Origin of the sequence: Gilliamella sp. Occ4-3 (genome assembly GCF_001690675.1) — a bacterium.
Taxonomy (GTDB): Bacteria; Pseudomonadota; Gammaproteobacteria; order Enterobacterales; family Orbaceae; genus Gilliamella; species Gilliamella bombi.
Window position 1 is genome coordinate 1 of record NZ_LZHR01000117.1, and the last position, 14,348, is coordinate 14,348.

The following is a 14,348-nucleotide window of genomic DNA, read 5'->3' on the forward strand; positions in this document are numbered from 1 at the left end:
AGTGATTATGATCACGATTTAGAGTGTTTAATTTGCTAGATAAAATATGTTTATGCATTATAAAAATACATATTTACCTCATATCTGAATTTAAATATGTTCCTAAATAAAGCTTAGTTTTCAAATATTTAAAATAAAAGTTACTTTGAAGTTCAATTTATTAATAATAATCATATGTTAATAAGTTTTACTGTAAGTTAAATAGCATAATTTCATTATTTTAGGAAAATAAATATGAATATTTATAATGCAAAAATGATACCTAACCGATTAAATCTTTTAACTAAACTTATTTTTTCTTTTTCTGTTTTAATGGGGGTAACTCCAGTTGATGCCGTCTATGAAAATCATTTTTTCGATGATGCTTCATTAACTGGTAACATCTTTTTCTGGAATCGTGATCGTGACCGTAAAGATATAGAAACCAATAAATATAAAAGCAATATTAGACAATCAACATTTAATAGTAATTTGGATTATCGTTCTGGCTATATTGCAGATAGATTTGCTATTGAACTTGGTGGTTATGGCGCTTGGGAAGTCAGTAATGGCGGTAATGGACACCCAAATGAAATAGGATTTAGTGGTGCTCATACCCGTTGGGATGAGGATTGGAAGAAAGATGTCAGTGGACTTAGTTTTTATAAAGCACAAGCAAATTTTAAAATTGACGAATTATTTTGGGTAAAAGCAGGTTATATTCAACCCTCAGGTCAAACGTTATTTGCACCACACTGGAGTTTATTACCAGGTACTTATCGAGGTTTTGAGGTAGGGTCAACTCTTGATTTTGATAGCGCTGGAGCATTGTCGATGTCATATATGTGGAGTGATAAATATAAAGCACCTTGGTATAAACGGCTTTATGAATTTAAACAGTGGGGAAAAGGTAAAAAAATTAATTATTTACATTCTGCCGGTTTGAAGTATGACTTTAAAAATGACTTAGTATTAGAAAGTGCATTTGGACAAGCACAAAATTATATGAACCAATTTTTTGGTAAAGTATCTTATAAAATGGAAGTGTTTGATAATCCTATGATTATGAGCTACCAATTTTATGGCGCTAAAGATCAATCGCATAAAGGTACAGATGTATATGATGGCTTGGCGTGGTTGCAAGCAGCAACATTAGGCTATCAAGTTGGTGCTATCGGTCTACGATTTGAAGGCGTTTCGGTTAAAGCTGATGGAGAACAGGGATTCTTTTTACAGCGTATGACACCTGATTATGCTTCATCAAATGGTCGTTTAGATATATGGTGGAATTCTCGCTCAGACTTCAATGCCAATGGTGAAAAAGCAGTGTTTGCTGAAGTGACTTATGATTTAAGTTACCTATCTCATTATTTAGCGGGTTGGAAAACAGGTGCGTCTTATGTCTATGGTTGGGATGCAAAACCTAGCACTAATCGTCAATACAATCAAAAACAGCGTTTGATTGAATCTGCATATAACTTTGATTTAGGTTATACCGTGCAAGAAAGTTGGGCAAAAGATACAACCTTCCAATTGCACTATACCAAATATAATAACCATTCAAATATACCGAGCTGGGGTGGTGGATACGGTAATATCTTCCAAGATGAACGGGACATTAAATTTATTGTTACAATTCCATTCACTGTTTTTAGTGCTAAACAAAAATAGGTAAAAAAGATGAAAAAGATTAAGGCAACGATATTAGCAACTTCAATCCTTTCTTTGTTAAATATATGTGCGATTCAATCAGTGCATGCTTCTCAACAAATTGCTGATTTGATTAGTTCTCAACTTAATGTTAAATATGAAGTTGTCGACAATCAAGCAAACTCAAATGGCGTTAACTGTTCAGTTTTAGGTGCTGATTGGGCTTCTTGTAATAACGTCATGATTTCACTTAAAAATACTGGAACAGCCATTAATAATAAAGATTGGGCTATCTATTTTGATAATATCAGAATGATTCTAGCTGTAGACAATGATCAGTTTAAAATCACCCATATTACAGGTGATTTACATAAGCTCGAGCCAACAGAGAAGTTCACTGGTTTTCCTGCTAATACAACGGTGAATATTCCAATTATTGGGGAATATTGGATGCTTAGTGAAAGTGATGTTATGCCACGTTGGTATGTAACTTCCAGTGATGCTAAACCCAAAATTATTGCTAACACTAACACTGATTCTGACAATTTATCGGCATTTGTTGCACCAATAAAACAACAATGGAAAAGGACGGCTGATGATCACAATATTTTAATGACGCCTGCTAACCGTTTTGAATATAACGCCGATATTAATAAATTATCTGAATCATCGTTACGAGGGCAAATTTTACCTACACCAAGCAAACTTACAATAGGTAAAGAGGATGTTATAATTGATCAGCAAGGAGTTAATTTGATCCTTAATGGTTTAAATCAAGAAAGTTTAGCTATTTTAAAAGCACAATTTAAAGCATTAAACATTGCAGTAACAGGAAAAGGTTATCAAATAAAAGCAACCGTTGATCCTAAACAATTTAAGCAAGAAAAATTTGGCGCTTATCAATTAGATATCAAAAAGGATAAGACATTAATCACCGCTTATGATGAAGCAGGGATTTTTTATGCCATTCAATCCGTTTTATCTATCATTCCCGTAAATCATTCAAATTCAATACCAATGCTAAATGCAGTCGATTCGCCACGTTTTACATATCGAGGGATTATGCTTGATATTGGGCGTAATTTTAAATCTAAACAAGCCATATTAAGTTTATTAGATCAAATGGCAAAATATAAAATGAATAAATTCCATTTTCACTTAAGTGACGATGAAGGTTGGCGAATTCAAATTCCTGGATTACCTGAGCTAACTGATATCGGTAGTAAACGCTGTCACGACCTCACGGAGCAAAATTGTTTATTACCACAATTAGGTTCGGGACCTGATAGTAATACAAGTGGATCAGGATTTTTAAGTCGTAATGATTACATTGAAATTGTCAAATATGCAAAAGCACGCTTTATCGAGGTTATTCCTGAAATCGATATGCCTGCACATGCCAGAGCCGCAATAGTATCAATGGAAGCACGTTATAAACGCCTAATGAATGAAGGAAAAGAGCAACAAGCTAATGAGTATCGTTTAGTTGATCCAACCGATACATCCAATACCACAACGGTACAATTTTATAATCGCTTAAGCTATTTGAATCCTTGTCTTGATTCATCTAAACGCTTTGTTAATAAAGTTATCGATGAAATCGCAAAAATGCATATTGAAGCAGGGCAACCGCTTAATACTTGGCATTTTGGTGGTGATGAAGCTAAAAATATCCGTTTAGGTGCAGGTTATCAAGATCTGCAAGCAAAAGAAAAAACTAATATTAAAGGTACTATTGATCAAAGTATTGAAGATCATCCATGGGCTAAATCACAAGCTTGCCAAACTTTTGTGAGAAAAGGCAAAGTGAAAGATATTGAGCATCTACCAAGTTATTTTGCACAACAAGTCAGTACCATTATTAAAGAGCATGGTATCAATCATATGCAAGCGTGGCAAGATGGCATGAAACATGCCGAAAATGCCAAATCATTTGCAGTCGATAAAGTTACAGTTAACTTTTGGGACACATTATATTGGGGGGGATTTGATTCAGTTAATGAATGGACAAATAAAGGTTATCAAGTGATTATCTCTAATCCAGACTATGTTTATTTAGATATGCCATATGAAGTGAATCCAAAAGAAAGTGGTTACTATTGGGCAACACGTTTTAGTGATGAACGTAAAATATTTAGTTTTGCGCCCAATAATTTACCACAAAATGCTGAAACTTCGGTTGACCGAGATGGTAATCCATTTACAGCTAAAGGTACTATGAACTGGTCAGGTGCTTATGGGCTATCAGCACAAATTTGGACTGAAGATATCCGTAGTGATAACAAAATGCAATATATGGCTTTTCCTCGTTTACTAGCGGTTGCTGAAAGGGCTTGGCATCAAGCTGATTGGGAAATGGCTTATCAAAAAGATCGCCAATATCATCAAGGTGAAACACATTATGTAGATAGCAAAGCGTTACATGATGATTGGAATCGCTTTGCTAATTTACTTGGACAAAGAGAGCTAGCTAAACTTGATCTTGCGGGTATAAAATATAGATTACCTATCCCTGGTGCAAAAATTGTAAATGGTAAATTAAACGCCAATATTGTATTTCCAGGATTAAACATTGAATATTCAACGAATAATGGAAAAAATTGGAAACTTTATACTGTTCCAGTGGCAATTAATAAAGATAACACTATCTCTATTCGTAGTATTTCATCAGATCAAAAAAGAACAAGTCGTATAGAAAAGCTAAATTAAGCTTTAAAACACTAATATTCTTATCCGTTTATCGGATAAGAATAAAGCCTAAGAAAGGGAGTTGATGATATTTAATGAAGTGTCTCCAAAAGCTCAGCTTCATCAAAATCGTCATCATTCCCATCTTCAAAATAAGTGCCCCAACCATCATATGTGACGCCAAATTGGGTAGTAAGTGCGATGATTTCTGCAATTTGTGCATTTATTAGTTCGGCATTGAGTGAGCTTTCGGTAACAATATCAAAAGCGATAATAACATTGCCTGCATCGTCAATATCTTCATCGGGATCGGTTGCTTCATAGCCTAATTTATAGGCTTCTACTGCCACTTTTTCTAATTTATCAAAATGTTGTGATGAAATGTGATGCTCAATGATATAAAGTGCATGAGGATCGCTACCATCTTCTAATAGTTCCTCAATAATTGTGCTAGTATCTTGTTGAGCAAGGCGAATTTGATCTTTCATAATATACCTTTTAGTGGTCATGCAAATTGTGTGGTATATTACACGTTTCAAAATAATTTTCGAGAAAAAAATGATCGTTGATTTACATTCACATACTACGGCATCGGATGGTCTCTTAACACCTAGCGAACTTGTCAAAAGAGCTGTAGATAACCAAATTGCTATTTTGGCTATTACCGATCATGACACCGTTAAAGGTTTACCTGAAGCTCAAAAAACGATTGCTAACGAAAATTTACCTATTAAATTAGCTTGTGGTGTTGAAATATCAACTTCTTGGAAAAACAACGAAATCCATATTGTTGGGTTAAATATTGATATTGCACATCCCGAGTTAACGACACTGCTATCATCACAAGAACAAGGAAGAATCGATCGAGCGTTGGCTATAAGCCATAAATTAGCTAAAGTTAGTATTGAAAACGCTTATCAACAAGCACAACAATTTGCAAAAGGAGACATTGTTTCGCGTGCTCATTTTGCAAGATTTTTAGTTGCTAACGGCTATGTTAAAGACATTAAACGCGCCTTTAAAACGTACTTAGGAAAAGGTGGTTATGCTTATGTACCTGCAACATGGTGTAGTATTTCAGATGCAGTTAATGCCATTCATGCGGCAAGAGGGCAAGCAGTACTTGCGCATCCAAGTCGCTATGATCTAACTTTAACTAAATTGAAATTATTAATAAGTGAGTTTAAATCTAGTGGTGGTGATGCAATTGAAGTTTCACAAAGCAGGCAAACGCAAGATGATTTACAAAAATTAGCTAAATTAGCCAATGAATTTGAACTATTGGCATCACAAGGATCGGATTTTCATGGTGTTGACACCTATTTAGATTTAGGGAAAACAACCCCACTACCCGGTAGTGTTACACCAATTTGGCATAATTGGAAACTCTAAATAAATCTGGATTAAAATCGATTTATATTCGTGCTTCACTATAAGGTTAACGATATAAAATTTAATCATGCAAATCAGATTAACAATAATATTGATATAGAAGAAAATTATGAGTCAAACTTTTTATATTCATCCAGATAATCCGCAAACTCGATTATTAAATCAAGTTGTCAACATATTAAATGATGGTGGTGTTATAGCTTTTCCGACCGATTCAGGATATTCACTGGGTTGTTTACTAGACAATAAATCGGGTGTTGATCGAATTTGTCAAATTCGTCAACTTGATAAAAATCACAATTTTACCTTGATGTGCCGTGATCTTTCTGAACTATCTAGTTATGCTTTTGTAGATAACACAACTTTTCGGTTACTAAAAAATAATACCCCGGGTAAATATGTTTTTATTTTACAGGCAAGTAAAGAAGTACCCCGTCGATTGATGAATGAAAAACGCAAAACAATTGGACTAAGAATTCCTGATAATAAAATTGATTTAGCGTTGCTCGAATTATTAGGGCAGCCATTAATGACTGCGACATTAATTTTACCTAATGATGACCAAGCGCAATCCGATCCCGACGAAATAGAAGATAAAATAGGTTATCAGCTTGATGCGATTGTGCACGGTGGTTATATAGGTCAACAACCTACCAGCGTAATTGACTTGACTAATGACTATCCAACAGTTATTCGCAAAGGAAGTGGAGACACTAAGCCATTCGAATAAATGTTCATTTTTTATTGTTAATATATCGACAATATAGTTAATAGAAAATTGATACCTGAGAAGGTAACAGCGAGGATTTTATGAAAAATAGCAAATCAGCATTCCCACAACTTGGCAAAAAGACAAATAGCGTTAAAGCAAAGGAAAAGCAACTCTATGAAAAACCAAAAACCTCAAGAGTACTAGCTATTACACGCAAAACATCGGCACATGATAATACTGAAAAACTCCAAAAAGTATTAGCTAATTTAGGTAATGGATCACGCCGAGAGATTGAAGCCATGATTGTGGCAGGTAAAATCAGTGTAGATGGAAAAATTGCCACATTAGGCGATCGGGTTGATGTTAATGCCAATCCGAAAATTCGTATCAATGGTCATTTAGTTCAGCTTAGAAGTAAAGAAAAAGAAGTTTGCCGAGTACTAGCTTACTACAAACCAGAAGGTGAAATTTGTTCCCGCAATGATCCGCAAGGACGGGCAACTGTTTTTGAACGTTTACCTAGATTAAAAAATGCACGTTGGGTGAACATTGGCAGACTTGATATCAATACATCGGGCTTATTATTATTCACAACTGATGGTGAATTAGCTAATCGATTAATGCATCCACGGCACGAGATTGAGCGTGAATATGCAGTGCGAGTATTTGGTAATGTGGCTGATCAACAAATTAACCAACTTCGTAAAGGGGTGCAACTAGAAGATGGCCCAGCCTCATTTCAATCAATTAAAGCACAAGGTGGTGATGGAATTAACCAATGGTTTAATGTAGTTATAACAGAAGGCCGTAATCGGGAAGTTCGTAGAATGTGGGAAGCTATTGATGTGCAAGTTAGTCGATTGCTACGCATTCGTTATGGCAATATCACTTTACCCAAAGGATTATCACGCGGAACTTGGCTAGAACTTGGTATTGACTCAGTCAATTACTTACGTGAACTAGTCGGTTTGCCACCTGAATCTAAAAGTTTCACCACAAGTTCTTCTTCTGACAAAAGAATAGTAAGACCTAAACGAGTCAAACTTAATCAACAGACTAAAACAACACGGCAAAGAGTAACTCAAAAAGCAACTCGAAAATAACCTTTACCCTGCCCTTAAATAGTTTAGTTATTTAAGGGTACCAGCATAAAATATAATTCACACCTTTCCTATTTCAAATAAACTGACTTGTCACCCAATAATAATGAGTAACTAGTTAATCAATTTTTAGCAAAAAAAGTTAATAAATTAACGCTAATTTATAATAGACTCACCAACTAGCTTATTAATCAAGCTATATTTAAACAGTTTTCATCTTAATAACAAGATGAACAAGCAAAAAAATAAACTAAAATGAATTGAAAGGAAAATTATGCGTATAATTATAGCTGTTTTTTTTATGTTCTTATTAGCCGCTTGTCATACACGTACAGCAGAAGAAGCTTATAAAGAAGGAAAATATTTAGAAAGCATCAACTTATTGGCGGATAGTATTGAGGATAAGGGTACTGCAAAATTAGGTCAAAAAGACGTACAACGACTACAAAATATCGTCAATAGTGTTATGCAACATTATGAAACAACTTTATCAAATACCAATAATCAGGATTATGCCAAACGAATAGAATGCTACCAAAATTTATTAGCAATGAAACTGCGATTAAGTGATCGCTTTTATAGCCAAGAAATTAGTTTTTTTGATAATAAATATGATTTTACTAAATTACAAGAGAGTATCGCAAAAGAGTACTATGATTATGGTAATTCAATCACAGGAACCGATAGTAAAAGTTATAGAATAAAAGCCGATTTATACAAAAAAGGATTTGAGCAATACAACTATAAAAACATTGAAAGTTTGTATAACAATGCAAATAAAAAATATATGCAACTTGCTGCTAAAGATTATTATGACCAAGGAAAAATGTTAGCACAGCAAGGTAATTATAAAGCTGCTGCGGATGCATTTAATAATGCCTCGGAAGTATATCAGCCTCTTGGCAAGTACAAAGATAGTGACAAACTTTCTGTTGAGAATGATAGAAAACACTGTACTCAACAAGCAGAAAATGCTTATGAACAAGCACAACAATTAGCCAGAACAGCAACACGTCGTTATCAATTTCGAGAAGTAGCCCAATATTACGCTTCAGCTGCTTCGGCTTATCGCCAATACGGATCGTTTCGCGATGCAGATTTTCAAGCAGATAAATATAAAAGAGAAGGGAAAGTAAAAGTTTATTATAATTCTTCAGAATTAAAATCTTATGTAACAGATCTATTAAGTAAAGACTTTATAGAATTTGTTATCTACCAACCAGGGCAAGCAGATGTCACGATCCGTGTAACGACAAATGTTGAATTTTCTGATCTTGGTAAATCAGTTAACAATGAAACCAAAACCGAAAAAATATTTGATAAATTTATTGAATTAGCTGACGAAAACGGTAATAAAAAGCAAGTTAAAACCTATAAAGATCAACAGTTTAATTTACAAACTGTGACTCACAGCAACAAATTAACTTTGACCACTGAAATTGAGGCTCATGGAATCTATAGTTACAGTAAATCATTTAACGTTGTACAAACATCAGCAAAACATGATTATATCTATTCTGGCAATGTGCCATCAAATTTACATAATTACAGTAAAGGAACATTGCAAACCAAAGATAGCTTGCTTCGAGCGGCAAAAGACCAGCAATTAACAGAATTAAAAGTATATATTGAAGATATGGTTCGAGATTTATCATATCTATAATTACTATAAATATCATAACTAAAACTTAACTAAATAAAGACTACATACTCATTGGTGCTCATTTTTGTAAATGAGTGTCCAATGAGTAAATTGAATGTCTTTATTTATTTGCGGAATTGCTCTAATTCGTCCAATATAAAGAAGTACGGGCTGGATTAGAGCATATCTAGTCAAAAATTAAAAATGTGTTTGTTTGGGACAGCGTTGGTTAGTAAACACGGTTTTCGGCTAAATGAAACTTGAATCCTTGTTGATGCATGATTTCTCGCAATGTTTATAGTATTAATTACTGTAAACAACACTAGAAATTCCTACAATTAAAAAGTTGCTATATCAGTACTAAATTTCATCTAAAATAAAACGACGTTTGGTTTATCAGAACATCAACTCCATACTTTTTCAATTCAATTATTGAAGTGATAGCTAAAATAGTTGTTTTATCAAATTCATGATAAAATATGGTTTCTTTTAAAAACTTTACAAAAAAATTAATGCGATGAAAAAAATAAAATATTCTTTGTTGCTAGTTTGCAGCATAACATTGGTCGGTTGTTTCGGTTCAGGTACCACTTCGTCTAGCTCTGTTGATCGTATGATTGATAATCCAACACCAAATGAAATAAAAGTGATTATTGATGGAAATGAATTAACCATTCCAGCAAAATCAAGTGTGAATTATACATTTGAATACGGTAAGCATACACTGTCTTACGGTAATCAATCATTAAATTTTATAGCTAAACCTTCAACAACTGATAGTTCAGGATTAATTAATCCTACTCAAAGTAATTATTATTTATTAACAACTTTTTATACAACTTCGAATGTGAGTGATGAAACTTACGATAAGTTGATAGCTAAATATTTAAATTCAGTTCCAGTAATTATTAAAGGTGAACAGCAAGAGCTTGAACTACCAGTTAAAGTTATTAATGATGTTTTTATTGAGCGTCAAAAAGATTTTTGGGATTATTCAGTAGATGAACCTTATCCAGATGAAGTAACTTTACGAGGGAAAGGGCAATTTCAATCTCGAAAAATCAAATTATTCCGAGAAGATGGCTTTATTGAAGCTTTAAAAACAGAAGGGCTTAATGAAAAAGTTGATTTTATAAATGAACATCCTAAATTTTCTGAGCTTAAAAAATATACTATACCAAATATTCAGCTAGATGCTATTGCTTGTAAGAAAGGTCGCGAATTTGTAGAAACGCAGTTAAATGATTGGAATAAGCTTTTTACTCTGACAGGTAAAGATTTAGCCTTGTTATACAAACAGTTAACATCGTCTGAAACTTTTCACACGAAACATGCCATCATAACAGAATGTACGAAAGCAGGAGATTCAAATCAAAGCTATCAGTTCGCTACAAGAGAACTTGATGGGGCATTCGATGAAACTAAACAACTTAATTTTTTTATAACTCAATAAACTAATTTAAGTAAAGGTAAACATTTAACCAAATTGGTAATAGTTGCCTCTCCTTTATAATATAAGCGCCATATCTTTTGTCAGTGATAAGGCGTTTGTTTTTTTTCATGTATATTCTTTATAGCCGTTTTTTAAACTTCATAAATAAAGCGAGTTGTTCCTACATTAAATTTTTATCACTTCCGATGTTTACAATCTTCATACTAACCTCTAAACTAATCGATGTTCTCAACGGGGTGCCCTGAAGGGCTGAGAATGTTAGATAGAATAACATAACCCGCCGAACCTGAACTGGATCATGCCAGCGGAGGGATTTGAGTTATTGCACTTGCTCAAACCTTTTGTCTTTTATTTGCTATTTTGGAGGCAAAATGTTTTGTAAAAAATTGTTATTATCCTTGGTATTTTCGGTACCTTTTATGGCAAATGCTGCCAATGTAAAACCAACCTTAACTGTTTATAGTTATAATTCCTTTATTTCAGAATGGGGACCAGGAAAAGCAATTGAGAAAGGGTTTGAAGCACAGTGTAACTGTGAACTTGAGATTGTTACATTAGGCGATGGAGTAGCGGTTTTAAATCGAATGCGACTTGAAGGTGATAGAACTAATGCCGATGTAATTTTAGGATTAGACAACAATCTTTTAGAACAGGCAAAACAAGCCAAAATAGTTATACCTCATCAAATCAATAAACCAGATAATTTAAATACCAACTGGTGGGATAGTGATTTTATGCCCTATGATTTTGGTTATTTCGCTTTTATTTATGATCAACAAAAAATCAGTAATCCACCACACAGCATGCATGAGTTAGTAGATAATAAAGTCAACTGGAAAATTATCTATCAAGACCCACGAACCAGCACTCCTGGGTTAGGTTTATTATTTTGGGTGAAAAATATATATGGTGATGATGCTGCATCTGCATGGCAGAAAATAGCAAAAAATACTGTGACAGTGACCAAAGGTTGGGGTGAAGCTTATGGCCTATTTTTAAAAGGCGAAGCTGATTTTGTGCTTAGTTATAGCACTTCGCCAGTTGCACATATTATGAATGATAATGATCATCGTTATGCTGCTGCTATTTTTGACGAAGGGCATTATCGCCAAGTCGAAGTTGCGGGTATTACTAAGTATAGTCAGCATCCCGAATTGGCACGTGCTTTTTTACAATATTTATTAACGCCTGATGTACAACGTCAATTTGCTGAAAAAAATTTCATGTATCCGATTATTAATATAACGTTGCCTGAAGCTTTTCAGCAAATTAAACCAGTCAATAAAGCACTTGAGTTTGATGCTAAGCAAGTTAAAAATAATCAAAAGAGGTGGGTGCGTGAATGGAAATCCACCATTAGTAAATAGTTTTATTCAGTATAATGTTGAAATTAAGAACGTTAATCCCTGGCATTAGTGCTGCAAGCTTGATTTTAGTTGTATTAGGTTCAGCACTATTTGCGCTTTGTTTAGTTGCTTTTGAGTCTAATAATTTAACTGTCTATTTTGATAGTTATTTATTACATGTTATTTGGATAACAATATTTCAAGCAACGTTATCAACATTGCTATCTGTGTTATTGGCAATATTGATGGCTAAAGCCCTATCGATAGTCAATTTTTGGGGTAAAAATCTATTGCTACGCATTATGCCTATCACGTTTATATTTCCTACGTTGGTTGTGGTAACGGGGTTATTATCTGTTTATGGGCAACATGGTTTATTAGCGTCGTTTTGTCATTATTTAGGTTTGCCTTTTGTGATATCCATTTATGGTTTAAAAGGTATTTTATTGGCACATATATTTCTTAATTTCCCTTATGCTTGTTGCTTGTTTTATCAAACCTTAAATAGTGTACCAGTCGAACACAAACAATTAGCTGCTCAATTGAATTTTTCGAGTTTTACTTATTTTAAATTGGTGGAATGGCCACTATTGCGTCGACAGTTGCTACCTATGGCATCGCTAATCTTTATGCTTTGTTTTTCTAGTTTTGCTATTGTATTGGCTCTAGGTGGTGGACCTAAATATACCACACTTGAAGTTGCCATTTATCAATCCATCCGTGAATTTGATTTGATACAAGCCGTGCTTTTAGCATGTTTGCAGTTGGTTTGTTGTACTTTTTTTATGGGGTTGATGCAAAAGTTTAATTATAGCTATAAATTTAACACTCAATATGTTAAGCAAAGTTATCGTTTACCTGTTTCGTTTAGCTTAATTTTGTCGAGTTTTGTTATTATTGTTATTGGTGCATTATTTATTTTGCTACCCATCATAACTATATTAATAAAAGGTATTTATTTTTTTCAGTGGTCATTTTTTTCAGTGGCCTTTCAACGTGCAGTTATGTTTTCTTTACTAATTGCTTTTGGGGCAGCCAGTATTGCTATGCTACTAGCTTTATTATTACTCTATACAAACAGCCGATTATTGATTAATCAGCAAATAAAATGGAGTAATCGGTTAATGTTAATTGGATCGCTGATTTTAATTATTCCAAGCATGGTGCTGGCGTCAGGTTTGTTTTTACTGTTATTTTCGTACGCTTATAGTTCGGTCTTTGTTTGTGTTTTGACGATGCTTTGTAACAGTTTAATGGCACTGCCATTTATATTAAAAAACCTTGCTGCACCAATGTATGATGTTACATCACGCTATTGGCACTTAAGCCAATCACTTAATATTACTGGTTTTTGGCATTTTTATTTAATTGAATATAAAGCATTAAAAAAGTTAATTATTCAAAGTTTTGCTTTTTCAGCAATATTATCGTTGGGTGATTTTGGTATTATTGCGTTATTTGGTGGCCAGTCAGTCACAACGTTACCTTATTATTTATATGAGCAAATATCGTATTATCATTATCATGAAAGTGCTGTAACTGCTGCATTATTGCTAATATTATCTTTTAGTTTACTGGTTGTGATAGATTATGATCGAACTGAATCAAATTAATTGTCAATACGATAATTTTAAAATGCATTTTGATATCAAAATTACTGCAAAAGAAAAGGTGGTTATTGTTGGGCCAAGTGGTGCAGGTAAAAGCTCATTGTTAAGCTTGATTGCTGGGTTTATTTCACCAAACTCAGGGCAAATTTTACTTAATCATCAAAATATGACTCACACTCAACCAGGAAAGCGGCCCGTTTCGATTTTATTTCAATATAATAATTTATTTGATCATTTAAATGTTGAACAAAATATTGGCTTAGGCATAAAGCCTTGTTTAAAACTAAATACATCGGAACGCCAAACAATAGATGATATGTTAGCCAAAGTTGGTTTAACAGGTTTTAATAATCGTTATCCCGAACAACTTTCAGGTGGTCAGAATCAACGTGTTGCGTTAGCTCGTTGTTTAATTCAACGTCGACCTATTTTATTATTAGATGAGCCATTTTCAGCTCTCGATCAAGCATTACGATTTGAGATGTTAGCACTAGTTGATCAAATTTGCGATGAGCTCGATTTGACATTAATGATGGTGTCACACAATCTTAATGATTCGCTTAGTTATTTTTCTCGTTGTTTGGTGGTAGATAATGGGCAGATCGTTTTTTATGGTTTACCAAACCAATTAAACCAACCCGAAAGTAATCACATTGCAAAGATATTGGGTTTAAATATCTCCAAGAAGTAAGAGGTTAGCATTTAATAATTTATATATTTAAATTTAGATATTTAAAGCTTAAGGTTTTATTAATCTACCAAGCATATATTGCATT

At 33.6% G+C, this 14,348-nt stretch carries 11 protein-coding genes and 1 riboswitch; of the genes, 10 read left to right on the forward strand and 1 reads right to left on the reverse strand.

The features are described 5' to 3' along the window. Nucleotides 1-312 precede the first annotated feature (312 nt). Both A9G44_RS11850 and A9G44_RS11855 read left to right on the forward strand, forming a co-directional pair. The gene (locus A9G44_RS11850; RefSeq protein WP_442902941.1) at nucleotides 313-1,650 is read left to right on the forward strand and encodes an OprD family outer membrane porin; all 1,338 of its coding nucleotides are present in this window, start codon (nucleotides 313-315) and stop codon (nucleotides 1,648-1,650) included. Nucleotides 1,651-1,659: 9 nt separating this feature from the next. Then, nucleotides 1,660-4,338, forward strand: coding sequence for a beta-N-acetylhexosaminidase (locus A9G44_RS11855; RefSeq protein ID WP_065611198.1), 2,679 nt, complete (start codon nucleotides 1,660-1,662; stop codon nucleotides 4,336-4,338). A 71-nt stretch (nucleotides 4,339-4,409) separates the two neighbouring features. Here A9G44_RS11855 and rraB read toward each other — a convergent pair whose 3' ends face one another. After that, nucleotides 4,410-4,805: a ribonuclease E inhibitor RraB gene (gene rraB / locus A9G44_RS11860; RefSeq protein ID WP_065611200.1), complete on the reverse strand. Its 396-nt coding sequence runs from the start codon at nucleotides 4,803-4,805 to the stop codon at nucleotides 4,410-4,412. Between the two features lie 70 nt (nucleotides 4,806-4,875). Here rraB and rnm point away from each other — a divergent pair, with 70 nt between their 5' ends. The 8 genes from rnm (at nucleotide 4,876) to thiQ (ending at nucleotide 14,263) form a co-directional block, all read left to right on the forward strand. Then, nucleotides 4,876-5,709, forward strand: coding sequence for an RNase RNM (rnm, locus tag A9G44_RS11865; protein WP_034909925.1), 834 nt, complete (start codon nucleotides 4,876-4,878; stop codon nucleotides 5,707-5,709). 109 nt (nucleotides 5,710-5,818) lie between these two features. Then, the gene (locus A9G44_RS11870) at nucleotides 5,819-6,439 is read left to right on the forward strand and encodes an L-threonylcarbamoyladenylate synthase (RefSeq protein WP_065560248.1); all 621 of its coding nucleotides are present in this window, start codon (nucleotides 5,819-5,821) and stop codon (nucleotides 6,437-6,439) included. 80 nt (nucleotides 6,440-6,519) lie between these two features. Continuing rightward, complete coding sequence (rluB, locus tag A9G44_RS11875) at nucleotides 6,520-7,524, forward strand: 23S rRNA pseudouridine(2605) synthase RluB (RefSeq protein WP_081298335.1); 1,005 nt, start codon at nucleotides 6,520-6,522, stop codon at nucleotides 7,522-7,524. Nucleotides 7,525-7,795: 271 nt separating this feature from the next. Next, nucleotides 7,796-9,184, forward strand: coding sequence for a hypothetical protein (locus A9G44_RS11880; RefSeq protein WP_065611202.1), 1,389 nt, complete (start codon nucleotides 7,796-7,798; stop codon nucleotides 9,182-9,184). A gap of 496 nt (nucleotides 9,185-9,680) precedes the next feature. Beyond that, nucleotides 9,681-10,616 carry a hypothetical protein gene (locus A9G44_RS11885; protein ID WP_143426409.1) on the forward strand — a complete coding sequence of 312 codons (936 nt, stop codon included), beginning with the start codon at nucleotides 9,681-9,683 and terminating at the stop codon, nucleotides 10,614-10,616. A 222-nt stretch (nucleotides 10,617-10,838) separates the two neighbouring features. Beyond that, nucleotides 10,839-10,947, forward strand: a riboswitch (TPP riboswitch). A 40-nt stretch (nucleotides 10,948-10,987) separates the two neighbouring features. Next, a complete protein-coding gene (gene thiB / locus A9G44_RS11890; protein WP_065611206.1) occupies nucleotides 10,988-11,983 on the forward strand; it encodes a thiamine ABC transporter substrate binding subunit in 996 nt (331 codons plus the stop codon). 14 nt (nucleotides 11,984-11,997) lie between these two features. Next, nucleotides 11,998-13,575: a thiamine/thiamine pyrophosphate ABC transporter permease gene (gene thiP / locus A9G44_RS11895; protein WP_065611208.1), complete on the forward strand. Its 1,578-nt coding sequence runs from the start codon at nucleotides 11,998-12,000 to the stop codon at nucleotides 13,573-13,575. Further along, nucleotides 13,553-14,263, forward strand: coding sequence for a thiamine ABC transporter ATP-binding protein ThiQ (gene thiQ, locus A9G44_RS11900; protein ID WP_065611210.1), 711 nt, complete (start codon nucleotides 13,553-13,555; stop codon nucleotides 14,261-14,263). Before thiP ends, thiQ begins: the two co-directional genes overlap by 23 nt. The last annotated feature ends 85 nt before the right edge of the window (nucleotides 14,264-14,348 follow it).